This window comes from Nocardia sp. NPDC058640 (assembly GCF_042716995.1).
Classification (GTDB): domain Bacteria; phylum Actinomycetota; class Actinomycetes; order Mycobacteriales; family Mycobacteriaceae; genus Nocardia.
Map to the genome: position 1 here is coordinate 34354 of NZ_JBHXRG010000032.1, position 24887 is coordinate 59240.

The 24887-nt window shown below is 63.0% G+C and carries 26 protein-coding genes; 14 read left to right on the top strand and 12 right to left on the bottom strand.

The genetic code is table 11. From position 1 onward, the window contains the following. Positions 1–37 precede the first annotated feature (37 nt). Together ACFWU5_RS24755 and ACFWU5_RS24760 are read right to left on the bottom strand one after the other, a co-directional pair. Entirely contained in the window at positions 38–1963 is a 1926-nt protein-coding gene (locus ACFWU5_RS24755) for an AAA family ATPase (protein WP_379247255.1), read from the bottom strand. A gap of 3 nt (positions 1964–1966) precedes the next feature. Further along, positions 1967–2449, bottom strand: coding sequence for a DNA-directed RNA polymerase subunit beta (locus ACFWU5_RS24760; protein ID WP_379247254.1), 483 nt, complete (start codon positions 2447–2449; stop codon positions 1967–1969). 430 nt (positions 2450–2879) lie between these two features. Between ACFWU5_RS24760 and ACFWU5_RS24765 the strand changes: the two genes are divergently transcribed. Beyond that, the gene (locus ACFWU5_RS24765; RefSeq protein WP_379269143.1) at positions 2880–4160 is read left to right on the top strand and encodes a hypothetical protein; all 1281 of its coding nucleotides are present in this window, start codon (positions 2880–2882) and stop codon (positions 4158–4160) included. Here the strand turns inward: ACFWU5_RS24765 and ACFWU5_RS24770 are convergent. Continuing rightward, the gene (locus ACFWU5_RS24770; protein WP_379247250.1) at positions 4157–4804 is read right to left on the bottom strand and encodes an HAD family hydrolase; all 648 of its coding nucleotides are present in this window, start codon (positions 4802–4804) and stop codon (positions 4157–4159) included. The genes ACFWU5_RS24765 and ACFWU5_RS24770 overlap by 4 nt on opposite strands. Before the next feature lie 50 nt (positions 4805–4854). Beyond that, positions 4855–5499 carry a hypothetical protein gene (locus tag ACFWU5_RS24775; RefSeq protein WP_379247248.1) on the bottom strand — a complete coding sequence of 215 codons (645 nt, stop codon included), beginning with the start codon at positions 5497–5499 and terminating at the stop codon, positions 4855–4857. A gap of 235 nt (positions 5500–5734) precedes the next feature. Between ACFWU5_RS24775 and ACFWU5_RS24780 the strand changes: the two genes are divergently transcribed. Next, complete coding sequence (locus ACFWU5_RS24780; protein WP_379247246.1) at positions 5735–6085, top strand: Lsr2 family protein; 351 nt, start codon at positions 5735–5737, stop codon at positions 6083–6085. A 76-nt stretch (positions 6086–6161) separates the two neighbouring features. Here ACFWU5_RS24780 and ACFWU5_RS24785 read toward each other — a convergent pair whose 3' ends face one another. From ACFWU5_RS24785 to ACFWU5_RS24795, 3 genes are all read right to left on the bottom strand, one after another. After that, positions 6162–7007, bottom strand: a complete 846-nt coding sequence (locus tag ACFWU5_RS24785) for a helix-turn-helix domain-containing protein (protein WP_379247245.1) — start codon at positions 7005–7007, stop codon at positions 6162–6164. A gap of 43 nt (positions 7008–7050) precedes the next feature. Then, the gene (locus tag ACFWU5_RS24790; protein WP_379269145.1) at positions 7051–7524 is read right to left on the bottom strand and encodes a hypothetical protein; all 474 of its coding nucleotides are present in this window, start codon (positions 7522–7524) and stop codon (positions 7051–7053) included. Between the two features lie 187 nt (positions 7525–7711). After that, positions 7712–8107, bottom strand: a complete 396-nt coding sequence (locus ACFWU5_RS24795; protein WP_379247241.1) for a hypothetical protein — start codon at positions 8105–8107, stop codon at positions 7712–7714. Between the two features lie 150 nt (positions 8108–8257). Here ACFWU5_RS24795 and ACFWU5_RS24800 point away from each other — a divergent pair, with 150 nt between their 5' ends. After that, the gene (locus ACFWU5_RS24800) at positions 8258–8680 is read left to right on the top strand and encodes a hypothetical protein (RefSeq protein ID WP_379247239.1); all 423 of its coding nucleotides are present in this window, start codon (positions 8258–8260) and stop codon (positions 8678–8680) included. After that, positions 8677–9513: a helix-turn-helix domain-containing protein gene (locus ACFWU5_RS24805; protein WP_379247237.1), complete on the top strand. Its 837-nt coding sequence runs from the start codon at positions 8677–8679 to the stop codon at positions 9511–9513. The genes ACFWU5_RS24800 and ACFWU5_RS24805 overlap by 4 nt, the downstream gene beginning before the upstream one ends. A 34-nt stretch (positions 9514–9547) precedes the next feature. On the opposite strand, the gene ACFWU5_RS24810 is transcribed toward ACFWU5_RS24805, so the two are convergent. Together ACFWU5_RS24810 and ACFWU5_RS24815 are read right to left on the bottom strand one after the other, a co-directional pair. Then, complete coding sequence (locus ACFWU5_RS24810; protein ID WP_379247235.1) at positions 9548–10057, bottom strand: flavoprotein; 510 nt, start codon at positions 10055–10057, stop codon at positions 9548–9550. Between the two features lie 39 nt (positions 10058–10096). After that, positions 10097–11437 carry a hypothetical protein gene (locus ACFWU5_RS24815; protein WP_379269147.1) on the bottom strand — a complete coding sequence of 447 codons (1341 nt, stop codon included), beginning with the start codon at positions 11435–11437 and terminating at the stop codon, positions 10097–10099. A 605-nt stretch (positions 11438–12042) separates the two neighbouring features. On the opposite strand from ACFWU5_RS24815, the gene ACFWU5_RS24820 reads away from it, so the two are divergent. From ACFWU5_RS24820 to ACFWU5_RS24865, 10 genes are all read left to right on the top strand, one after another. Continuing rightward, positions 12043–12651, top strand: a complete 609-nt coding sequence (locus ACFWU5_RS24820; protein WP_379247231.1) for a DUF5753 domain-containing protein — start codon at positions 12043–12045, stop codon at positions 12649–12651. A gap of 39 nt (positions 12652–12690) precedes the next feature. Continuing rightward, positions 12691–13368: a 6-phosphogluconolactonase gene (gene pgl / locus ACFWU5_RS24825; protein ID WP_379269154.1), complete on the top strand. Its 678-nt coding sequence runs from the start codon at positions 12691–12693 to the stop codon at positions 13366–13368. 1 nt (position 13369) lies between these two features. Beyond that, positions 13370–14443, top strand: a complete 1074-nt coding sequence (locus ACFWU5_RS24830; protein WP_379247227.1) for an ROK family protein — start codon at positions 13370–13372, stop codon at positions 14441–14443. A 1-nt stretch (position 14444) separates the two neighbouring features. Further along, complete coding sequence (locus ACFWU5_RS24835; RefSeq protein ID WP_379247225.1) at positions 14445–15572, top strand: sedoheptulose 7-phosphate cyclase; 1128 nt, start codon at positions 14445–14447, stop codon at positions 15570–15572. After that, positions 15569–16675, top strand: coding sequence for a hypothetical protein (locus ACFWU5_RS24840; RefSeq protein ID WP_379247223.1), 1107 nt, complete (start codon positions 15569–15571; stop codon positions 16673–16675). The genes ACFWU5_RS24835 and ACFWU5_RS24840 overlap by 4 nt, the downstream gene beginning before the upstream one ends. Further along, positions 16672–17748, top strand: a complete 1077-nt coding sequence (locus ACFWU5_RS24845) for a hypothetical protein (RefSeq protein WP_379247221.1) — start codon at positions 16672–16674, stop codon at positions 17746–17748. The genes ACFWU5_RS24840 and ACFWU5_RS24845 overlap by 4 nt, the downstream gene beginning before the upstream one ends. Next, the gene (locus tag ACFWU5_RS24850; protein ID WP_379247219.1) at positions 17745–18863 is read left to right on the top strand and encodes a DegT/DnrJ/EryC1/StrS family aminotransferase; all 1119 of its coding nucleotides are present in this window, start codon (positions 17745–17747) and stop codon (positions 18861–18863) included. The genes ACFWU5_RS24845 and ACFWU5_RS24850 overlap by 4 nt, the downstream gene beginning before the upstream one ends. After that, positions 18860–19543 carry a ribulose-phosphate 3-epimerase gene (locus ACFWU5_RS24855; protein WP_379247217.1) on the top strand — a complete coding sequence of 228 codons (684 nt, stop codon included), beginning with the start codon at positions 18860–18862 and terminating at the stop codon, positions 19541–19543. The genes ACFWU5_RS24850 and ACFWU5_RS24855 overlap by 4 nt, the downstream gene beginning before the upstream one ends. Before the next feature lie 208 nt (positions 19544–19751). Further along, positions 19752–20198: a GNAT family N-acetyltransferase gene (locus ACFWU5_RS24860; protein WP_379247215.1), complete on the top strand. Its 447-nt coding sequence runs from the start codon at positions 19752–19754 to the stop codon at positions 20196–20198. A 41-nt stretch (positions 20199–20239) separates the two neighbouring features. Next, positions 20240–20884, top strand: coding sequence for an NUDIX hydrolase N-terminal domain-containing protein (locus tag ACFWU5_RS24865; protein ID WP_379247213.1), 645 nt, complete (start codon positions 20240–20242; stop codon positions 20882–20884). A gap of 49 nt (positions 20885–20933) precedes the next feature. Here ACFWU5_RS24865 and ACFWU5_RS24870 read toward each other — a convergent pair whose 3' ends face one another. From ACFWU5_RS24870 to ACFWU5_RS24880, 3 genes are all read right to left on the bottom strand, one after another. Next, on the bottom strand, positions 20934–21500 hold the full coding sequence (locus ACFWU5_RS24870) for a DUF6083 domain-containing protein (protein ID WP_379269149.1): 567 nt from the start codon (positions 21498–21500) through the stop codon (positions 20934–20936). 367 nt (positions 21501–21867) lie between these two features. Continuing rightward, positions 21868–23412 carry a DUF6119 family protein gene (locus tag ACFWU5_RS24875; protein ID WP_379247211.1) on the bottom strand — a complete coding sequence of 515 codons (1545 nt, stop codon included), beginning with the start codon at positions 23410–23412 and terminating at the stop codon, positions 21868–21870. A gap of 559 nt (positions 23413–23971) precedes the next feature. Further along, positions 23972–24887 (bottom strand): tetratricopeptide repeat protein (locus tag ACFWU5_RS24880; RefSeq protein WP_379247209.1); only part of this gene is annotated, 916 nt, incomplete at its 5' end.

Below are 24887 nucleotides of genomic sequence, written 5' to 3' on the forward strand. Positions count from 1 at the left end.
GGTCTGACCTGCGTCAGAGCAGTTCGCAGGATCGAGGCTAGCTAGCGAATGGAGGCATTGGGGAAGGGTCGCTGCCGTCCGGCGGACCTGTCTCGACATGGGTTCTGACGAGTTCGTTGTAGGCGGCCTCAATGTCGGGCGCCTCGATCGCGACAATCTCTTCGTTCGAAGGTTCGCCACCATCCAACGACCGCGAAAGTCGAAGGTCGCGCACAGCGGCTGCTTTCGCGCAGAGCTCGCGGGCGAGGCGTCCGTTGCCGAGATCGTCGACAACTCCCGCTGCGACAACATGTTTGAAACACCGGTGCAGCGCTTTGGTCGCCTCATCGCCTGCGACGTTCCCATGGCTGTGCAAGACCGCTTGGGCGATCGCGGTGAGATCGGTCGGCGAGTACGAGGGGAAGTCGACCTTGGTGGTGAATCGCGATGCGAGTCCGGGGTTGCTGGCCAGCATTTCGGCGATTTCACGCGGGTAGCCCGCGAGGATGACGACCAGGCGGTGGCGGTCGTCTTCGGCGCGTTTCAGCAGTACTTGCAGTGCTTCGTTCCCGAACGCGTCGCCGCCGAGATAGCCCTTGTTGTTCAGCGCGTAGGCCTCGTCGATGAACAGGACCCCGTCGAGAGCGGAGTCGATTACCGCGGTGGCTTTGACGGCCGTGGCACCGAGCACCTGTCCGACCAGATCGAGGCGCTGCGCTTCGATCAGATGGCCTCGTTCGAGCAGTCCCAGGCCCGCGAAGATGTCTCCGAGGATCCGCGCGACGGTGGTTTTCCCGGTGCCTGGAGGGCCGACGAAGACGAAGTGTTGCAGTGCGGGATCTGCGGCGATGCCGCGACTTCGGCGAACCTGGGCCATACGCACTTGCGCGACCAACGACTGGATCTGCTGCTTGACCGGTTCCAACCCGATCATCGCGTCGAGCCGTGCCAGCGCGTCGGCGAGCAGCTTCTCCCGGTCACGTACGTGAGGCTCGGCGGCGATCGACGGCACCTGTGCTGGACCGACGGGCACTGGCGATGTCACGGGAACTGGGCTCAGGGTAGGCACCGCAACCAGGTTCGTCGGCACGATCTTGTCGAGCAGGCCCGGAAATTCCGGGGCGTATCGGTAAGCGGCCTGGAAGTCGCGTTGCGCCAACTCCTTCCGACCGAGAGCTTCATTGGACAGACCTCGTATGACACGGATTTCAGCCTGAAATACGCGTTCGGCGTGCATCGCCCGTGGCAGTTTGCTCAGAACATCGAGCGCCTCGTCGAAGATTTGTTGGGCCAGCAGCGCCATCGCAGCGTACAACTCGACTTCATCGCGAATGAACTCATCGGTGACACCGTGCGAGGACGTCAGCACGACGGTCCAGTCCTGGCTCATGAACGCGTGCCGAGTTCTCAGGAGGCGAACCGGGTCGTCGTCGACCGTCGTCGCCGCGAGGAACTGCGCTGCCGAGTCGAGCTTCCCGTCGCGGAGCAGCTTGGCGACAACGGCCAACCACAGATGCGCTTGCGTTTCCAAGCCGTACGTGACGTAGAAGCCAAGGTCGAACCGCGACGAGAGGTTACGGCCGAACTTCGACCGGAGGGCTCCGAAGGAACCGCTATGGCTGGCCATGGCCTTGATCGCCTCGTCGCGACGTAGACCGACGGCGTGCATCCCGAGCCACACATCCGCAGCGGTGGGATCGTGCTGGACCGCGGTCGCGAATGATGCCTCCGCGCGGGCCAGGTCACCATGATCGAGATGGTTGACCCCGTCGAGCCACCATGCCTCCACGGGACTCAGTTCCCTCGACGGCGTCCGCCTGTGCGACCGCATCACATCCACTCCCCTTATGGCCTCAGCTCGGTCAATCTCCGCCACCCGCGAAAACCAGGCTAGCGTTCCGAGAAACGTGAGGTCCACCGGAGTCGTTGGCGGACATAGCTTGTCAATGCTCGCCGAGCCTGCGCCAGGTGGCGGCGTGGGCACGATTCAGGATGGTCGAAGCTTCGACACTGCCAGGCACTCGCGCACGCAGTCGAGAACGGTAGTCCCGGAGGGCCGAAAAGGGGTTGAGGCAGGAGCGATCCAGGTCCTGGAAACTCTCTGGTCCGGCGCGGGCGACGGCAAAGCGATATCTCCGTCGCGGATGACCACCACTCGCGCCTGCCACAGCCGTGCCAGCACGGCGGGATCGAGAATCGGGCGTAGATCAGAACGCACCAGGTAAATCCACACTCCAGCGCGAGGCTGGCCGATGATCGGGCACGGCCCCTCGTTGCGGCGATCGAGTTCGATCTTCACTCGCTGCGCCAGATCGGCGGGCATCATCACAGCCCCGGTCGAGCCGGCACGCATCGTGATCCTCCCCGTTGCCTGGTCGACAAGAGTCGGCAGACCGCACACGTGCCGGTAGTAATGACTGCGCGAGCGTGGCGAATCAGCAACGGCAAAGGGGTCATCGGCCTGGTTCATCGCAACCCTTCAACCGTGGACGTCGCGATGCCAGTGAAGTTCGCGGTCCGACACCAGGTCTCTCCTGATGCCCACCGATGCAAAGCGACGGCGACCGGGAGCGAGGGCAGGACACCGATGTAGTCGGCCGGCGCCGGCCCGAATGCCGCTGCGTATCGGCCTGGGGTGCGCCGAGGCAGCGCACCCCAGCGAACGAGCCCAAGTCGCTCGAGATTCTCGAGCATTTCGGAAAGTGAAGGGGTGGGCTCGTTCATCGTTTACTCCGTCTCGGCCGACAATCGTGATTCGAGCTGGCACCTGCACGGAACCTCGGTAACCAGCAGCTCAAGACTGATCCCATCGGGCGGTCGAAAGAAGGACAAATATGGGGACATTTGAAGTCCGATGGGAAACACTGACCTCGCCAACGTCCTGATAGCGGACTATTCTCGTGTGCATGGGAAACAGTGGGAACGCGGCGCTACGTGCGGCGCGCCAGGGGCTGGGGTACCGATCTCAGGCGGCCCTGGCTGATGCACTGACCGAAGTCGCACGCACGATCGGCCTTCGAATCGAGGTCGCGGCCCGCACAGTGCGGCGTTGGGAGTCCGAATCCCCACCGTGGCCGCATCCAGAGCACGCAGCCGCGCTGGAGGCGCTGTTCAAACGTCCCGTGGTGGAACTGGGATTCATCCCACCGTGGCCGAATGATGCAGAGGGGCAAGCACTTCGAGGACAAAGTGGTGCCACCGGGCCTCGAAAGTTGTCCCAGTATCGCCGGGTCGCGGGTGGAACAGAACTGCCAGCGTCTGTCGCGAAGAACTATGCGGCGATCACGGTCGCCCATCGCGGGATGTACTGGTCACTACCCGCGAACCAACTGCAACGATCCGTCGCGGATCACGCCCGGATGGGGGCCGACCTCCTCCCGCAGATCGATGTCAGGGCGGCAGTGTCGCTCGCCAAGGCTGTTTCCGAATCGGCACTGCTCGCAGGACGTCTCGAGTTCTTCGACCTTCAGCAGCCCGAGGCCGCGCAGCGCAGTTTCGTTCTCGCGCTCCAAGCCGCGCACGAAGCAGCTGACGCACTCCTCGGATGCGTAGTGCTGGCGCACATGGCGTTCATTCCCGCGTTCTCTGGAGAAGCGAAACGAGCTGAGGAAGCAAGGGAGCGCGTTCGCGCGGCACGGGCATTCGCCCGCCGCGCCAACGGGAACCACGAGCTGACGGCGTGGATCGATGCGGTCGAGGCCGAAGTGGAAACACGCTTCGGCAACACCCGGCAAGCGCTGAGCCTCATCCATCACGCCGAACAGTCGTACGCGCTGCACGATCCGCAGCAATCGCCGTCACCGGAGTGGTTGGACTGGTTCACTCCAATTCGGCTCGCCGGCTTCAAAGCGAACACCTTGATATCGGCGGGAGACGGTCGCCAAGCGCTGGACACCCTGCGTCGAGTTCTCGACGAACTTCCTGCGGAATCGGTGAAACAGCGGTCGGTCTATCTTGCCGACGCTGCAGCGGCATGCGTGTTGGAGAAGCTGCCCGAGCAGGCATGCGGCTACCTCGAGGATGCACTGGACGCGATCGGAGAGTACTGGTACGCAACGACTCTCGACCGCATCAAGGCCGTTCGCCAGGGGCTGCGCAAATGGGACTCGCTCCCCGAGGTACGCGCACTGGACGAGCGGCTCTACGACTGGCACACAACCGTCAACTCGATTTCCGGTTAGCGCTCGGCTTCTACAATGCCCGGCAGTTCGGAAAGGCTGTTGATCCTCCAGTCCGACAGGTCGTGAACGTCGTCCCTATCCCGGTGGATCCAGCCCCACGGCCCGCGCTGAATATAGGCGGTTCGCATCCCAACCTTCACGGCTGGCGTGATGTCGTTGTCGATGCGATCGCCGACGTAGATGATCTGCGACGCGGGGCATCCGGCGACCTCGACAACCTTCTCGAAGAACGCGACGTCAGGCTTCTGAACTCCCCAGTCATCGGAAGTCGCGATGGAATCAGTCGGCAGATCGAGCCCGCGCAGTATGCCGCCGGCGCGGGCCGTTTGGTTGCCGACGATGCCCACCCAGATCCCCATCTCGCGGAGGTTCGCCAGGGCCGGGCGCACATCGGGATAGAGGTCACCCTCCCCGAACCACTCCGGCTTGCCTGCCGCAGCACGCGCTTCACGCTCGCTCTCGAGATCGAACCCAGGCTTGAACACCTGGAACGCTTGCCGATAGTCCAGCCCTTGGGCGATCACCGCCCCGAACACCGAAGCGAACGTATGACGGGGCACGCCCAACCAATCGGCCCAAGTGCCATACTCCCGCGTCTCGTCCACCAGGGTCTCACCGACGTCGAACACCACTGCCTTGATCACCAAAAGCTCCTACTCCACACACCTGAGAATGCGGTGCCAACGTGCCAGCATCAGTCTAGGGGCGCAGGGCTGTCAGCTCCGAGAGGTTCTGATACAGGACGCCTTTCACTGGACAATCGGGGCCGACGGTCAGGGAAGAAGGCATTCGGGTATGTGCCCGACATCTGGCCAGCGAGTTCCCGGGACGCAGTGTCGAGTTCATCGAACGCCTGCAGCAGACGCACCCCTTCGACCGCCGTCGACTGATGGATGGCCAGTACACGATGGAACCCGATGATGGGATCCTCGATGCCGAAGATCTTGGCCGTCGCGTGTATCGCGTCGTTGCGGACATCCGCCCAGTCACTGATGGCCTCGATGACCGCGATAAACGAAGGGTCGGTTTCGACCGCCGGGTTGTCGGTCTTCTCAAAACCGTTCAGCAGCTTCCCACAAAGGCGTTTTGCCGTATCCCTGCCGGTGGGTTGCACCTTGCGAATTCGCCAGTATCGGCTCGCCAAACGATCGCTGAGAAGCGAATCCAGAACCGCTACTGCTTCGAGGTAGTGGCCGGTCTCAATCGATTCCATCACCCAATCGAATGCTGCGGTGTAGCGACGTGCGCGTCGGGCCCCGAAACCTGGATCGTGAGCGAGCTGTCGAGTCTGCTTGTTCCCCAAAATATTTCCCTCCACGACACCGATGGCTGCACTCACAGTTTATTCATCGTGACTGTCGGCAATACCGTTAATAGATGCACAGCATCGCCCCCGCCAACAGCACATATCCTAGCCCGTGGCCGAATCCCGTTCTGCAGCAGTCGATCCGATACACTCCTGGAGTGCCTTCCGGGAGTGACCCGCCGCCTCGGTCCTGACACTAGGCGTGCTCGGCACGACCCGCTCTACTACGATCTGTGTCACACCCTGTACCCCAAAGAAAAGGATTCCTATGGCCCGCAAAGTCGTTGTCAGCCTCGTCGATGATTTCGACGGCACTTCCGAGGCCGACGAGACCGTTACGTTCGGGGTGGACGGGGTCGCGTACGAAATCGACCTGTCCGACGCGAACGCAGCCAAGCTGCGCGAAGCGTTCGACCAGTGGCTCCCGTACGCCCGCAGAATTGGCCGCGCCAAGACGTCCGCAGGTCGCCACGCAGCGAAGTCACCGGCTGGCGTCACCGCCCGCCGCGACGACCTCACCGCCATTCGCGCTTGGGCCGGCGACAACGGCCACACCGTCTCCAGCCGCGGTCGGATCTCCGGCGATGTCATCGCCGCGTACGACGCCGCATCCGTATAGGCGAACAGTCGCGCCGAGGTCTTCCCACCTGACCTCGGCGCGACCGTCGTGAGCCAAAAGGCCCCGATCGGGGCCATTACACCGCTTGTTCAGTACCCTTCTTCCGGACGTGAACCATCGCATTCCAGATGAGGGCACGCGCCGGATCCCCGACCACGGACTGAGCAGCGAGACGCTCGAATATCCTTTCATACAGCGAGATCTCGCCAGGTTGCCTGATCGCCAACCCCGCCGAAGCCGTCTCCAGTGCAACCTCGACTTGATCGAACATGAGGAAGTCGGGCGCAGGGCCGGGAAATACCGCGTCCTTGGGTATGAGACCGATCGTGACACGGGTCGAGTTGGTGCAGGTGAGCAGATGTTCGAGTTGACCCTCCAGCACGGCGTTTCCGCCGACTGCCGTGTAGAGAGTTTGCTCGGCGATGATGAAGTGCATGCGTGCACGCCCCTGGCGCACCGCATTCTGGCGGTTCATCCGCGCCTCGACTGCCGCCTCAACCGACTCGCCGGATTCCACAAACTCGAGACAGGTCCGAAGTACTGCTGTCGCGTACTCCGTCGTTTGTAGTAACCCGGGAATCAGCGTGGGGTCGTAGCCCCGGATCATCTCGGCTGCCGCTTCGATCTGACCCGTCCGTTCCTGGACATTTCGCGATTTCATCCGCCGCCATTCCATGTAGGCAGTATCAATATTTTGCGAGTACGCGAGGAGATCCGAGAAATCATCCTCCGAATCTGTCAATCGGCACCAGATATGAAGATCAGACCGCGACGGCAAACGCTGACCGAGTTCATACCGAGTGACCCTGGCGCCACTCCATCCGGCGAGAACCGCGAGAGCGACACCGCTGAGATCCGCGGACATCCGCAACTCTCGCAGCCGCGCACCGAATGCCTGCCGAGCGAATTGATCCTTGCTCACGTCTGAAACCAATAGTCCCCCAATTGATCCGGTGACCGGCAGGTCACGACCCGAGCACAGCCGACGGCTCGTCCGGCCGGACTTCAACCCCCATCGGAACCTCGATGCACAGCTCGTGGTCAGGCACGTCGAATTTGTTGAGCACCTCCGCGTCGACGACAGGAGTACCCGTCAGCAAGAACGTCCCCTTGCCGGTGTCGTCGAGCTTGACATTGAAGCAGGTCCCCCGTTCGAGAAAGGTCAGCAATTCATATGGAATCTCGACGTGCTGATCCTTGCCCGGAACCCGCCAGCCCTGAACGATGTAGGTTCCACGTTCGGTCGCGTAGAGCGTCGGCGATCCGTTGTTCCGAGTGCTCTTGCCGAGAAATCGAGTCCGCATACCATCAGTCCTTTGTGTAAGTCGTTGTGGCAGCGATGATTTTGAGGTAGCGGCCAGCATCACGTCAAAGATTTCGTGTTTCGCTGTCAATTTCTGGTAATTGCCCAGGTCGCGAAAAGTCGCGCCGCGCTTCACTGTTGGGCGCGAGTGAGTCTCGCGCAGGCTGTTCGGACGATGGAACCTCTGGAAGCGAGGCGTTCTCGGTAGGTGCCTGGCCAGCTGGCGCGTCCGGCCAGAAGAGGGCACGCAACGCTTGGATCCCTTCGCGCGGAATTCGATACATGTTCAACCTCCATCGGGTGCTGTGAGCGGGTAGCAGCAATCAGGCCGTCTCGCAGCCGCCGATGATGGCCCGAAGCCACCGCGGGTATCTCCGTCGCGAACGGACGAGCACGACGTCACACAACAGGGCAAGGTTCGGGGGTATCGCCCCCTCGAAATGGGCTGCGCTAGGCGCGAAGACCACGTCGACGTCGTACTGGTGGACAAGTCGAATGAGTTGGCCGATCGGGTCGTCCCGCGGTTCGCCGTGCACCATCCGCAGCAATCGGCATCCGTGCGCCTCGGCGGATCTGGTGATGATGTCTGTCGCCGCGGACACACGTTCTTCGAGTAGGTCGATCCGTAGGTAGCCCAGCGCGTTCCGATGGGCGTGAGGTCTGGCCACCGCCTGATGCAGGGCGATGTCGGCTACGAGATCGGTGTTGTATCCAGCCATTTTGCCCCATCTCGCTGAGTTGTTCAGTGCCCCTTGCGATGTCGCGGGGCCTGAATCAGTTTGGCCCACCATACCTCAGGGCGTTCCATGCCGTTCTGAATAGACTCATACCTATTGCCTCTACCTGCTTGTTCTGCGAGACTGTCTTCTGTGACAGAACTTTTGAGCGTGCGACACGCAGTGGTTGCGTTGCGATTCCTCGGACGAGACACCCGCAACGGTGGATCACCGACGCTGTACGCCACCGATCGCGACAGCTACATCGTTCAAGGCTGGAAGGTCGAGGGCCGAGGCGATCGGGTCGTCGAGATCCCCCATTCCCTGCTCGCGCATCTCGAGCACGGAACCTGCTTCAGCGTCGAATTCGAAGACACCGGATCGGGAACATTCCTGCTGTCGGGGGTACCGCTTGCCGACCTCGCAACCCTGGCGATCATCAGTCCACCGGAGCACGAACAGTGCATCGAGGTTGCGATGCGCGCCCAAATCCGGCCCGTCGGCGATTCCTCACAGGGTCGAACGTTCACCACCGACCGGGAGTCGAGCGGTGACGGCTATCGTTTGAGGCCGTGACAACTGCTCAACAAGACCTCGAACAACTAGGAGCACGGCTGCGTGAGCTCCGCGAGCACGCGAAGCTCACCGGCCGCGAATTGGCGCGCCGTGTGAACTGGTCGAACTCCAAGGTGAGTCGCTTGGAGAACGGGGCCAACATCCCCACCGAGAACGACATCAGGGCATGGTGCCTAGCCACCGACGCCCATCTGAGCGTCGCCGGCCTTCTGGCGACTGTTCAACGCATCAACACCTCCTACACCGAGTGGCGCAGGAGAAGCTCGCAAAGCCTGCAAAACAACCTCGCCGAGCGGGAAGCCACCGCCAAGAAGATCCGCGTCTACGACAACCAACTCGTCCCCGGCTTGGTACAGACGCGCGCATACGCCACGACTGTTCTGGACCGCTGCATTGCGTTCGTCGGTGGTTTCGACGACTTGAACAGCGCCGTCCAAGCCCGCCTCGATCGGCAAGCCCGACTGCAAGCCGGCTCACAGCAACTCGAACTCGTCGTCTACGAGGACGCGCTCTACACCCGGGGATTCGACCTCCCGACAGTGCTCGAACAGCTTGAATTCCTTCTCACCGCGATGGACGAACCCCGCATAACGCTCGGCATCATTGCTCAGCCCGCCGAGTTCCAGTGCCCGACAATGCCATTCACACTGCTCGACGCGGACGAGGTTCACCTGGAAACTCCCACCGCGGCGATCACGGTCACTCAGCCTGGGGAAATCGCGCTGTACGAGAAGACTTTTCAGCGACTTTCCGATGCTGCTGTCACAGATTCTGATGCACGGAAGCTGATCCAACGGGCATTGGACCGCGTCATCGATCCCCAACGCCGCTGACAATCAACTCGGCCGCACGACCATCAGCTGAGTGTCAGTCCGAGCTGAGAGCCTTCAGCGCAGCCATCCACGGCAGCGGGCCGGTGTCGGCATCGTCGCTGATGCGCACGAATCGCACGCCCCACTCCGCGAGACGGGCTTTTGCCTCGCGTACGGCCGGGAAGTTCATCTGCTCCCGCTTCGAGTGTGGGATCGCCACCACCGGCAAGCCAGCTCCGACCGCCTCTACCAGCAGCGCAAGCGGCAACGTGTCACCGATGCCTGTGGCCCATTTCGCCAACGAACTCGAGGTCAAGGGCGCCGCGATGATGGCATCGGCTGAGGGCAGCAGATCATCAGTTCCGGGTTTCTTGAACTCCGAGCGCACCGGATATCCGGTCTGCGCCGCCAACGCGTCAGCGTCGATGAAACGGGCGCCATTGGGCGAGGCGACGACACATACGTCCCAGCCGTCGGCTTGCGCCAATGCCACCAGCTCGCCCACCGTGTCGGCCGGTGACGCACCGGTCACGATCGCGTACAGCACCCGAGTGCGCTCTCTCATGAGCCCCATCATGGCAGTCGTGCACAGGGTTTGCCCGACCTAGGCCATCACTACGCCTACACGCTGAGCAAGCTTGCCCAACTCGCCAGTTGTGAGGCCGTGCTTGGCTTTGCCCATCATGAAGCCGACGACCTCTTGCACGGTATCCACGTTCCGAACCTGCTCTGGCGCTATGCGTTCAGCTCGCAGCAGGGCATCGAGAGCGACCGTGTAATCACCACGCGACGCGGCCGCGCGCCCCACCTCTACGAAGTACTGCGCGGCCCGGCCCGCGGTCGGCAACGTCTGAGGATCCAGGTTCTGCGCGAGGGCCAGCACGGTGTCTGGCTCGCGCGCCTCCATGGCCACCGACATTTTCCACAGCGCTACGTTCGACGAGCCAAACGTGGTGTTTCCGATGATCGATGAGCTATCTGTCGCGACGGGGCGGTCCAGCCGTGCGGCGTACTCGGCGGCGTGATCCAAGTGATCGTGTGGATCCCCGCCGAAAGCGGCCGTCGCCAGCGATGCCTGCAGGTGCAGCATCCCCACCGTTTGGATATCGTTGGCGGTCCGTGCTCGCGGGCCCACCATGGCCGCAGTGCTTTCCGCACAATCCAAGGCGGCTTTCATCGAGCCCGGTCGAGCCAGCAGCACTTGGCTGCTGACGAACGTCGCAGCGGCGAACCCGGGCAGGCTGTCGATGGTGCGCGCAGCGTCCTGGGCTGCCCGCGCGGCCGACCAAGCCAGCGCAAGATGACCGCGGGCTCGCATCACCACTGAGGTGTCGAAAGCTACCTGCACCAACGTGTCCCACGCGCTGCGCTGTTCGACAGGGCGGCCTTCGAGGGCGTGGCGGTACAGATCGGTGATCAATGGCGCCAGTATCGCCGCGAGAGCGGTGTACTCGCCCGCCATATTGAGTCGTGTGACAGCTCGGCTTGTGGCGATCAGCGCGGGGATCGGGCGCAACGGCCCGGCATCGGCGACATTGCCTGCCGCCCAGAAAGCGGTCTCGATGTCGGTAACCAGGGCGGGGAAGTCGTCTACGTCCACCAACACCGTGTCCTCGTTCGACGAACCTTCCCCCACTGCGCCCGCGTCAGGCACACCGAATCGGTCACGGATGAAACCGTCGTGCGGCAGTAGCGCACCGGCGGCTGTTGGTGGGACATGGCGCGAAGACATTGCTCGTCGGTTCTTCCACGCGACCTCCCCTTCCGCCACGATCTCCTCGAATCGTGCCCGGTCTTCCGAGGTTGTGCGTTGGGCGTAGGTCGTGTCCAGGATCGACTGCGTCACAGAGCGGGGTTTGACCGCACTGAGCCCCGAGCGCCAATTGTTGACCGTGGTTGTCTCGACGCCCAGCAGTGCGGCGAACTGCCGGATCGACTTACGCATCGCCTCTTGAAGCGCAGCAGCTTCGAAGCCGGTCCATTCCCGCCCTCGTATCATCGCCGCCCCCTACTTTTCAGGACCTGACCTGGGAAATGCCCACGGTACGCCTACGGTAGGCCACCGCTGCGCGGTTCCCGCCGATGCTACTGGCGGACCACGATTGAAACCAGAACCCGTCCTGGGGAATCCGCGGCAAACTGCCAGCAGGTGCCCCTCATTGCTTGGAAGCATAACCAGGGAGGCCTTGGTGATCGAATGCACGCGATCGATCGTGAGGCAGACCCGACAATGAACAACGGCGGTCGGTCACCGCGCCCTGACGAGCCCGACATTCGCCTCACAGTCGAATTAGCCGGTATGCAAGTGCATTTCGCCGCGTGTCTGACGGCCGCTCTGGTGTTCGTCTGCGACGTGGCCGGCAGCCGCCCCGGCACCGTTTCCATCTACCCCGGGCACTGCACCGGATTGCCCCGACTCCCCAACGAGCGACTGTTCCTCCAGCCCTAACCCGCGCACAGCGACCCGACAACGCCCCCGACTCACCTGACCACACCCAGTGGACACTCCATCTTCTATCACCATCGAAATATCTAGGAAAGGTTATGACCATGTCGAAGAAGAGCTGGTACGACATCACCGATGGCGGGCTGGAAACGTTGCAGCGCAGCCTGATTCCCATCGAGGCCAACACCAAGAATCATCGCAGCTACAACCCCAAAATCATCCCCGGGCTACTGCAGACCCACGACTACGCTCGCGCCATCCTCACCAAATGCTCGGCCGTGCTGAACCTGGCCGACGACAGCGAGGCAACCGCGATCGCACGCATGGAACGCCAGGCCGTACTCGACCTGCCCGAGCACGAGTTCCACATGCTCATCGACGAGAGCGCGCTGCGACTCACAGTCGGCACCCCTGAGGTGATGGCCGCCCAGATCCAGCACCTGACAGAGATACTGACCGCCCGCGACCACGTCAAGATCGGCATCATCGCCCTCGGTGCCGAATTCGTCGCGCCTGCGATCAATTTCGTCATCAAGGACACGATCGTTGTCGACAGCGAGGGGATCACCGGGCCGATCGAGTACACGGAGAGCGGCGAGATCGAACTGGTCGAGCGGACCTTCGATCTGCTCGCGGCGACGGCTGTCTACGGCGAGGAGGCTCACGCCATCCTGAGTCGGGCACTGGCCAGCCACACCGCCACCGGCATCTGATCCGTCCAGTGCCAGGAGATGTTCATGCCGCTGACATGTATGTTCCGCGACACACCCGCCGATCTAGCCTCGGCGGCTGCTGATCTGATTGCCACACACGTTCATTCGGCGATCAGCGCCAGGGGCGAATGCCTCATCGCAGTCGCCGGCGGAACGACACCAGTGTCGACCTACCGCGAGCTGACGAGGCGCGATATCGACTGGGCCAAAGTAGTTTTCGTTCAGACCGACGAGCGGGTGACGCCACAGCTAGCCGACCGATCGGATGGGTTGATCGAGAGCGCCCTTGGCCTGACCGACCCGGGCCATCGCGCTACCTGGCACCCGATTCCAGTGAGCGGCGACGGTCGCGAAACTGCTGCGGCGTATGACGAACAGCTGTCGCTACTGCGCGCCGAGGGTGTTCCCGATATCGCGGTGCTCGGCTTGGGAACCGACGGTCACACCGCCTCGATCTTCGATCACACTCTCCGCGAAGACCCGTACCAGCGGGTGGTGGCCACGACCTATCACGGCGAACAGCGAGTAAGCCTCGGCCTGAACTATCTACAGGCCGTGCCGACTCGCATCCTGCTCGCCACCGGAGGCAGCAAGCGAGCGGCGCTGGCGCAAATCCTCACGCCCGCAACGGGGGCTGCGGTGACATCGGCGGCTGTGGTACTCGGCCAGGACGGGTACATCCTGGCCGATGCCGCAGCCCACCCGGGCCAGGCGTGAAATGGGAAACGTAACTGACGCGAACCGTCCGGTGATCGTGTTCGATCTCGGCGGGACGTGGTGGCGTTGCGCGGTCGTGTCCCCCGCCGGAGAGCTCACCGATCACGACCGGCACCCGGCCGTGACGAAGGCCGGCACCGGGAGCAATACCGACTCTTTGCGCGAGCTGATGGTGCAATTTCTTCTCGCTCAGACCCGTCGGCTGCTCGAAATTCATCCCGGTGCCTCCGATGTGGGGATCTCGATCGGTGCCGCGACCAACGGACACACCGGACAGATCCTGGCCAGTGCACCGCTGTGGGGCGACAGTGCCGACCCCTTCGATCTGCGAGCGGCGTTACGGGAGAACGAACCACGAACCCGGTGGTGGGTGGTCAACGACGTGACCAGTCTCGCGCTGGCCATCGCCCACCGGCCAGCGGTCCGTGCGATGGGCGTGAAAACCGTTGCGGCGGTGACAGTCAGCAGCGGGATCGCCGCGCGCACGATCGATGTGGAATCCGGTGCGGTGGTCTTGGACCGCGTACACGGGATTCAAGGCGAAATCGGGCATCTGCCAGCTGTTGTCACCGCACAGCTATCGACCGATCCGCCAGTGTGTGATTGCGGCGCTGTCGGGCACGTCTCCGCAATCGCGGCGGGAAAGGCGATCGACCGCCGTCTGGCGCAGCTGGCCGGCATCCTGGGCGCGGACGCGAACACCGAACCGACGCCGCTGGCTCGACTGCGGACCGCCTTGGAAGCCGATAACGCGTATGCCACAACGTTTCTCGACTCGGTGACCGCACCACTGGCGAAAGCACTGCTGTATCTGCTGACCATCGATCCGCGCATCGATCACGTGTTCATGTCCGGCGGGGTCGTCGACACGCTCACCGATCACTACATGAACAGCATGTACCGCTGCCTGGAAGCTGACGGTCTCTACCTCGTCTCCACTCACCAGCCCACTGTCTTTCGCGACCGGATTTCGCGGCTGGAATCCGACGGGCTCGATCCACTGCGCGGTGCCGGGCTTTTCGCTCGCACGCGATCGCTACCGGCAACCGCCGGGCCCGGGGAAAGGAATCACTGACATGGACCGCGTCTGGGGTGTCGCTGCGACACAAACGATCTGCTACCGAATCCGACGAACACGAGACTGCCTGGACCCCGACAACAGCGACCTGGCCGACGCGGTAGGCATCGGCAATCGCCGCACCCTGGTCTTCGTCGACTCGACGGTCATGAGCTTCTTCGGTGACCAGATCCTGGCCTACTTCGACACCTACAGCGCACGCTGCACCGTGGTGCCGATCGAAACGACCGAGCGCACCAAGAACTCCGAGACCGTGAACCGGATCGTGCGCGAGTACGACAAGTTCGGACTCAGCCGGCGTCGCGATGCTGTCGTTGCTGTCGGCGGTGGGGTCCTGACCGATGTCGTCGGGTTCGCCTCGAGCATCTATCGCCGCGGAGTGCCGTACGTCCGGGTGCCGACCACCCTGTTGGGCATGGTCGATGCTGCGGTGGGAGTCAAGACCGGGATCAATTTCAACGGCCGTAAGAACCGGCTCGGGACCTATTACGCCTCGAGCGAGACACTCGTCGATCCGTGCTTCCTCGCGACGTTGCCGGCCCGTCAGATATCCAACGGGATGGCCGAAATTCTCAAGATCGCGCTGGTCAAAGACAGTGGGCTGTTCGAACGTATCGAACGGGAATGGAGCACCGCGCCCGGTTTCGGGGCCGACACCACCATCAGTGGTCCCATCATCGATGCCGCGATCACCGCGATCGTCGAGGAGCTGGAACCGAACCTGTGGGAAGACAATCTCGCCCGACTGCCCGACTTCGGCCACACGTTCAGCCCCTCGTTCGAGCTCGCGGCGAGACCGAAGCTGTATCACGGCGAAGCGGTCGCGATCGACATCGCGCTGTCGTGCGTGCTCGCCCAACAACGCCAACTGATCGACGATGATTGCTTGGGCAGAATCTTGGCGCTGATGGCTCGCGTCGGGCTGCCGTTGAGCCATACCTGCATCACCGACGAGATGCTGAGAGCGGGCTTGGCCGACTCGATACGGCACCGCGACGGCAACCAGAACATCCCGCTGCTCACCAAAATTGGCACCGCGATCTTCGCCCAGGACATCACACCCACCGAGCTGGCCGTCGCAGCCGATGCGGTGCGCCCGCTGCATGCCGAATTGTGCGCCGCATGAGCACCACCGCCGCTGTCAACCGAGTCCTTGTCCGCCGCGGAGATCGACTGCACCTTCGGCGCAGCCTGGTGCCCGGCGCATCCGAACTACCCAGACTCCGTCGCGTCCTGCGGGTCGGTGTCTGTGGCACCGACCTGCAGATGCAACGTGGTGCACGCTCTGACCAAGCGACGATCCTGGGCCATGAAGGTCTCGCCCTGAACCCGGACAAACGAGGTTGCGAGATCTTCAATCCTGTCGACCCGAGAAACCAGGACGTGATCCTGGGCCACAGCTACGACGGCATCCTGCGCGATTATGTGCCCGCCGCGCTCCCGTGCGGGGTTGTGCCCGCGCACGAGGGCCTCCCGGTCGATCTCGGGGCGCTGGTCGAACCCGTCGCTACCGCCCTCTACGGGTGGGAGCTGATGGTCGAGCACCTCCGCCCGGAGGCAACGGTCGCGGTCTTCGGTAGCGGTTGCGCGGCGCTTCTGGTGTCGATGCTGGGCGAGCACCTCGGGTACCGAATGCAGCTCGTTCACCGGCGCCGCGCGCGCCTGCGCTACATCGACGAACTCGGTGTGCTGCGCGCGAGCACGCTCACCGATCGGGTGCAACCAGCCAGCGTCGCAGGCGCATTCGTGTGCCTGCCCCGCGAGGCGACCTTCACCGCCATCGGTGCGGCCGCCGCGAGCCTGTGCGACAAGGGCGTGCTCGACCTGTTCGGCGGCGTCGCCGCGGGACTGCGGCACCCGGCACTGCCCGGCATCGATTTGTCGGCGGTTCGGCGCGCCAACGTCTGCGGGCAGTCCCCCAGTACCCGCTACGTCCAGGTGTTCACAACCTCGGGCAAGCGGGTACGGGTGACCGGGCACCGCGGAACGTCACCAGCCCACCTCGATCAGGCCCAACGCCATCTCCTCGCCGCTCCCAGCAGATTCGGACGGCTCATCAGCCACGTGATCTCCCTCGACGAAGCCGCCGAGGCCATCCCCGGCATGGCCCGAGGCGAACGACCTTTCGGCGAGCACGTCAAGGTCGTCGTCGACCTGACCATGTCCGGGCCCGCGCGCGACGCTGACACCTCGACCACCGTGGCCGATCAACTGAAGGCGCTCAGATGACCGCACTCGACGTGCAGTCCTATCGGCGCATCGAGCACCGCGATCACACTGCCTTTCTCACCACCGCCACCGTTGCCGATGCGTCCTGCGGGCTCGGCTCCGCCAATGTTGTTCTGGCACCTCGTGTGGTCGGTGTCTGCCGCTCGGATCTGCGGGAGATCAGCGGTGTCCGGTTCGGGCGTCGCGACTTCGGCCACGAGATCGTCGGCAGCGTCTTCGACTGCAGCCCAGCCGTGGCCGACCTGCGGGGGCGCACGGTGGTGTTCGATCCGCATCCCACGCTGGCCCATCGGACATCCGGATTCGGCGAACTCGTCGAACTCCGCGGTGAACCCCACCAACTGCGTGCCGCACTGGTCCCGGTCCCTGACGGGCTCACCGACCGGGTCGCTGTGTTCGCAGAACCGCTGGCGTGCGCGGTGCACTGTGCCACCCGGATGCATACCGTGACTGCCGAACTCGGCCTGAAACCAGACACTGTCGTCGCGGTGTTCGGTGCGGGGATGGCCGGGATCCTGATCAGCGCTGTCCTCACCGCCACCGGCCACCGGTGTGTCCTGCTCAATCCCAGCGACGCGCGTATCGGGTTCCTGCGCCGTCGACGCGCCCTGCCCTCGCGGGTCTTTGACACCCACCGGCACCGTCCACCGTTTCAGCGCATCGTCGTGGCCACTGCCGCCGCCACACCGCATGTGCTGGCGACCTGCGTGGACATGCTCGCCGAAGATGGACTGCTCCTGCTTTTCGCGGGCACACAACCCGGTGACCGGCTCGACACCGTCGACATCGACTACCTGCGCCGAACCGAAGCCACCCAGTCCTGCGGTTCGCGGGACCGGTACCACCTGGCGGGCACTCACGGAGCCGGCCGTGCCGATTTCCATACGGCTCTGAATCTGTTGCAGCAGGCCCCCGAAGCCGGGTGGTCACCATGGATCTGTGTCAAGCGACTGACCACACAAGTCCTCGGACTCGCCGCGGCCCCCGCCTATCTCACCGCCAGCGCGACCCACGGCGGCATCGGCAAAACGATCGTGCAGATCCGTCCACCCATTCCCCCGGAGCAGCGATGAAGATCCCCCGCTACAACCACCGTGCCCAGTTCGCCGACCTGCCCGCCACCACCGAGAAGATCAGGCACGCGTTAGCTACCGGTGATTACATCCTCGGTGAAACGGTTGCCCGCTTCGAACAACGATTCGCCGACTACCTCGGCACTGCCCACGCGATCGGTGTCAACACCGGCACCGACGCACTGACTTTCGCCCTGACCGCGCTCGGCGTCGGACCCGGCGGCGAGGTCATCACCGTCGCGAACACCTTCCACGCCACCGCCGCGTCCATCGCCGCCGTCGGAGCCAAGGTCGTGCTCGTTGACTGCGAACCCGATACCTATCTGATGGATCTCGACGCGCTCCACGCAGCGTGCGGGCCGCGCACCACAGCCATCCTCGCGGTCCACCTGTTCGGGCGCAGCCTGGACATGGACCGGGTCACCGCCATCGCCGCTCTGCACCAGATCCCCCTCATCGAGGACTGCGCCCAAGCCGTCGGAGCCACCTGGAACGGCCGACGCGTCGGCACCTTCGGCGCTGCCGCAGCTTTCAGCTTCCACCCGAGCAAGAACCTCGCCGCGGCCGGCGACGCCGGAGCCGTCGTCACCGACAACCCCGACATCGCCCACAAGATCAGGATCCTGCGCGGCCTCGGACAGGACGGACAGCACAACCACGTCACGCTCGGGGCGAACTCCAAACTCGACACGATCCAAGCCATCGTCCTCGACGTCAAACTCGACCTTCTCGACAGCTGGAACACCCAACGCCGCACCGTGGCCGATCGCTACACCCAAACCCTGACGCACGCCGACATCGCGGTTCCACCGCCATCGCAAAGCCCCGGCGACCACGTCTACCACCTGTATCAAGTCCGCGTGCCTCATCGCAATGCCGTGCTCGCACAACTGCGCTCGCACGGCATCGACGCCGTCGTCCGCTACCCCGTGGCCATCCACCACCAACCCGCCTTCGCACGCTACGGGTTCGACGGACAGTACCCACATGCCGAACACCAGGCAGCCAACACCTTGTGCTTGCCGATTCGCCCGGACTTGTCACCGGCAGAGGTCGACTTCGTCTGTGACCGCCTGACCACCGCAATCACCCACCCCCAGAAGGCTCTCGCATGAACGTATCCATCGCACCGGCACTGATCGGCGCAGACCCCCTGGCCTTGCGCGAGGCCATCGACGGTGTCACGGCCAGCACCGCCAAGTACCTGCACCTCGACATCATGGACGGCCACTACACCCCCGCGATCAGTTTCGGCATGCGCACCGTCGCCGCCATCCGCCGGCACACAACTCTGCCCCTCGATGTCCACCTGCAAACCCTGCAACCCCAGCGCTACATCGACGACCTCATCACCATCGGCGCCGACCGGGTCTGCTTCCACGTCGATGCCGTCACCGACGTGGGTACCGCACTAGACACCCTCCAGCAGGCCGACATTCGCACAGGGCTGGTGCTCAACCCCGACCTCGGTCTGGAACTCCTCGACCCCTACCTCACGCGACTGGACTTCGTCGTCCTCATGACCAGCCGCCCCGGCACCAGCACCTTCGACTCCACGGTCATCGACAAAATCCGCACCCTGCGCACCACCCTCCACAACCTGGACCTCGACACCGTGGAACTCGTCGCCGACGGCGGCATCACCACCATCACCGCACCGCAGACAATCGAAGCCGGAGCCGACACCCTCGTCGCGGGCAGCGCGATCTTCAGTTCCACCGACACCGACCTGACCACCGCGGTCCACCGCCTCGCCCGACCTGTCCAGACCACCGCCACCGTGCGGGAGCACTGACTGGAAACCCGCGAAGTTGCGCGAACAAGCCGACCAACGAGCTCGTGTCCGGTGCAGGTCCACCGGGTACTCCACGGATACTCTGGTGCCGACGTCGCCGCTGCCGCATTGGAGAAATCCCGGCGGATGTGTCGAAACCTGTTCCAGCCCTGCACTTTTCGGCCAGTTCGAAACGTCGATTCCGTGATCCAGCACAGAAGGAGCCCCCTTGTCGCAGATACCCGAGGTGGTGGTGATCGACATCGTGACCCAGGTAGACGACCAGACTCTGGCCTCGATGACAGCCCTGCTGCCCCAACTGTCCACCACCGCAGCACCTTTGACCCGCGACCGCCTGGAGTCGGTCATCGATTGCCCGTCGACGCGGCTGCTCACCGCGCGTGTCGACGGCAAGATCGTCGGCGCGCTCACACTGGTCATGTACACGATCCCGACAGGGCTGCGAGCACGCATCGAAGATGTCGTCGTCGACCAAGCCGCCCGCGGACTCGGCGCCGGGCGAGCCCTGACCACCGCTGCGCTGGCCATCGCGAAAGACCATGGAGCCCGCACAGTCGACCTCACGTCGACCCCGACGAAAACCGCAGCCAACCAGCTCTACCAGCGGCTCGGATTCGCCCCACGCCAATCCACGACCTACCGCATGACCCCCTGAACTCCCACTGCGACAACGCCGACCAGACCGAAGGACCCCGAATGGACACCGCTCAACCCACAGCCGAGGCCCAGATTCGGCAACACGCGATTGCCCTGGCCGCCCTCGCGCACAACGGCCTGGTCTTCGCCACCGACGTCTTCGACCGGCAACGCTACGAGCAGGCCCAGCAGATCGCCGTCGACCTGCTCGCCCTGATCAGCAACGGCACCGCCCAGGACCTGGCCCAGAACGTGTTCCTCGAAAAGGGGTACATGACACCCAAAGTCGACGTCCGAGGCGGTGTTTTCGACGACCAGGGCCGCATCCTGCTCATCCGCGACCGCAGCGACGAAAAATGGACCCTGCCCGGCGGCTGGTGCGACGTCCTCGAACCACCCTCACTCGCCGTCGAACGCGAAGTCGAAGAAGAATCCGGAATCACCGTGCGCGCCAGCAAGCTCGTGGCCCTGCACGACCGTGACGTACAAGGCCACCAGCCCGCCTTCCCTTACCACGTGTACAAGCTGTTCTTCCTGTGCGAGACCCTCTCCCACGGCCAACCCAGCCCCGTCGAGACCATGGAAATCGGTTGGTTCGACATCGACAACCTGCCCGAACTGTCGACCACCCGTGTACTCGACAGCCAAATCCGGCTTCTCCACGAGCACTGGAACAAACCAGACCTGCCAACCCTGTTCGACTGACCGCTCGACACTGCCGCCCGGCAGACAAACGGACCACCCACGCGGAGTGTCAGAGGTTCTGTCTGACCATCCAGTCCCTGCGATTGCCTCGCCATATAGCGAGTAACAGTGCGCCGTCTTCCGGAGCTCGTTTGGCAGGGCAGACGTCGAAATGGGTGATCCGACACTCGTCCGTGGGGTTGGCACCGCCCAAGTTAACCGCTGTGCCGTCCCCAGCAACGCGCCAGCGTTTGCCCGGTGGGATCTTCGACGTCGGGTAGGCGCCGGGTTCGAGTAGAAGCCAGCGCCCATGCAGCGTTCGATGCCATAAGCATTCGGTCTCGCAGTATTTGCAGGTGCTTGGCGTGCCTTCTCGGATATCGGCGGCTGGTGCGACACGGAGCTGGTCGGCTGTTAGCTCGACGTCGATCTTCTCTGGTTCGCGGTCGGGGAAATTGACCGCCTCGTCCCAACACTTATCGCAGGCAACGGTCCGGAGAGGAACGGGTCGTTCCTGCGCTCCCTCACCTACCCCACAGACCATGCACGCCAGAATGCTCACAACGGAGATACTCTCATGATTACATTGCGCGCCAATGACTTTCCTCTGCGCCGACTCGATCCTACGGCCGAGCATCGGACTATCGATGGCAGGGAGCCCGCTCAGTCGCGGGCGGCGTCGCTCCTGACGCGACTCGGCGAGAAGGTGCGATCAACCATGCGAATCCCCCGCTTTCGCGATCGGTGTTAACCGCCTCAGGTCAAGGCGTTCTCCCTGCCAACCGCTGAGATGCGGGACTGGTGCAGGATCCGGTGACGGTGTGACCTGCCCCAGCCCCTGATGATGACTCAGCTCCACGACGTCGACACGCAAATGAGCACGACCTGCGACGTCATGGACCGCCAGACCGGCCTGTACCCACAGCGCCCAGCGAACTCGATCGCCAACAATTGGCGCGTCTCCATCTCGCCTCCCGCGTCCGGGGTACCGGACCGGCCTATTTCTAGAAGCTTAGCGTCGGGTCACTTCCGGCGTGCCTGCTCAGTTTGATGACCGGGACAACTCCGACGTCGAGGCACAGCTTTGCCCAGTCGGCGATCTTCTGCTTCAGGATCACCGATTTGGTGTCGGCAATGTTGGCGGGCGGCCTCTTTGCCTGGTAGCCGAGCCACAGGCAGTATCGTTCAGGTTTGGGTAGGTCGGTGACGGTGGCTTTGTTCCGGATGAGTTCCAGGACCGTTGTCGCCTGGTCGCAGACATAGCCGAGTTTCTGTGCCGTGCCGAACTTCACGGCGAACACGGTCTTTTCGAGGCTCAGGTCCCATGCTTCGACCGGCGTTCCGGACGCGATCACCGCAAGACTGAAATCCTTGTCGGCCTTCTTATAGCCTGCCCCGCCAACCTGATCGGAATCATTGAATGACGGTTCGGTTCCGGTGAGCACGGCGAACATCTCCTCGGTCGGCTCGACCTTGATTTCCCGCACGTACTTATCGATGAAAGCCAGATAGTCCTGATTAAATTGCTTCCAGACTCCGCCGGACAGTGTCGCCCTGTGCAAATCGACCGTGTAGTCCAGCGCCTGTTTCAAGGTTAGGTGCGGCTTGTGCCAGTCACCGTCTTCCGTGAACCTTGTGATTTTTATGGCAAATATTTCGTCACGTGCCAGTTTCCGGGAACTTATGTACAGGCGGAGGTCTTCGATGGTGAGGTCGTGGTCGAAGCCTTTCTCCGGGAACAGCATCGACCTTTTATTGCGGGCTTTCAAGTCAAATTTTCCGGGCTTTCCGAACAGAGAGTTGAAGTCGGCGTCATACAGATCCAAGCTGTTTGTGGTGAATTCCTCCTGGTCGCCGGTCCCGAGGATCGCATCGAGGAGGAGGTTGTCCAGCGCAGCGAGCAGTTGCTTGTCCTTTACGGGTTTCTCCCGGGGCAGACGGAACAGTTCCGGTCTTTTCAGCTCGGCCTCGATAGACGACAGAAACGCGGGGATTCCTGATATGTCGATAGGAGGTGACAGGGCGACAGATGTGCTGAAACTACCGGCCGATCCGTACATCTCTTGCTTCGATTCGATGATTGCCGCACGGATCTGGTCGATCGACTCACCGCCCTCGATGTCAAGATGCGTGTGCGACCGATAGACCCGGCTCTCCCTCTTCCTGATGCTATGGGACCGCTTCGTCCCGGTCTGCTTGACATCGCCCTTGTTGGCGATCCGTTTGGCCAGGTCGAGCCCGAACTCGTAGTCACACAGCGACCGGGCCTGGTGGTGGCCGGATCCATATGACGCGGCGTAGCACGAGGACTCGTTGTAGAAGATGTGCAGGCCCGCATGCTCCTTCCTGGTGGGAACCTCCCGGTTTTGGAAGAACGACGCGTACCGCTTCACCCATCCCGCGACGGCATCCTCGCCCTCTTCGAACCAGAATTCCGAGTGCCAGCCGATGTCGGTGTACGCGAGGATCAACGTATAGCCGTTGTCTTGGAGAAGCGCGCGAAGTGCATCCAGCGAATTTCGTGGAATCTTGAAGATGTTCAGTTCCATCCCGTGGCTCCCGGCCGTTGCTCGTAGTCGAACGTCGAGCGCCGTCACGGCAAGCCACGGTGCACACCACCGCGATCCGCTACCCGGGCGGTACCCCGCCTCGAAAGGTACCGCATCTCAACGGAATCAGCGACGGGCACAGTCCAGCCTGAGCCAGTCGGTCGAGGGGACGGGTCGACGCCATGAGCCGGGATGTCGCGAGTCGGCTTTCGGGGCGATGATGAACGACCCCCTTCGAATCCCCGATCGCATGCCCTCGGGCTGCCCGTATGGTTACCGGCCTTGACTGCACTCGATGTGGTCCGCAGTGCAGCAGGACAACTCGGCTGCTACCTTGTCGGTAGAGTTTGCGGCGGCACGTTGTCATCCACCGCCATCGTCGCATTGACACGGTCACAGTCGAGGTTCCTACGCAACCACGATCCCGGAGTGCATGGGCTTGTGTCGATGGAGGGAATCAGGAGATCCTTGACTGCATCCGATTGAATAGCCGTCGGAAACTTTTGAATAATCCTACTCGAATAATTCGATACGATAGACCCCTGACCGGCCTCTACGACTATTCCGGGTATCCTGCGGCGACGGCTTTGCCGTACCACAATGCGGCCAGCTCATGTTGGCCGCGGACCTCGTGGACGATCCCGAGGCCGTACATCGCACCAGCATCCCCTTTCGACGCACCTGGTAACAGAACCTTCTCAGCACTGTCGAGCTTTTGCTGAAAGATGTAACACACTGTCAGCGGTCTTGTCGCCAACGTCATACCCGCGTTTAGTGCCGCTATTAGGTATGCCTCGGCGCTCGCATGCTGGCCGGACTGAAGGAGTCGCGTTCCGACCGCGAGGTTCGATTCAGGGTGCCCGGCGTCTGCAGCGGTGACGAACCACCGCATTGCTTCATCTGATTCACCACGGCTGTCCAGTTGCCGAGCCAGATTGAACATCGCGCGCTGGTCTCCTCGCTCCGAGCCTCGGCGAAACCAGTATTCGGCGGACGTTGAATCGAAGTCCTCCAAGGACAGGCGACCGAGGCTGTTCATCGCGTGAGGGCTGCCGGATTCAGCGGCGGTCGAGTACCAGTACTTAGCTCCTGCCAGCTCTCCCTCGCTTTGGAGCTGGCTTGCGAGATTCTCCTGCGCGAGGACATATCCAGCTTCCGCAGCCTTGCGATACCACGATTGGGCGGTGGCCCGATCTCCCTGTTTTGAGAGCACGGATCCCAAGTTGTTCATAGCGGCGAAATCCCCGGCGGTCGCACCTTTTGTGTACCATTGTTTCGCTTCATCTAACCGCCCTTTTTCGAACATGACGTTCCCCAACCCGGACATCGCTTGTACAAATCCCTGTGCGGCTGCGGTGCGATACAGGGATTCTGCTGCATCTAGTGCCGCGTCCGGAAAGGTTGATGCGGTAACCGCTCGGGGTGGCGGGTTGATCCGTGGCCGGTGACCGGTGATGCTGCCCAACGGCGGTGGT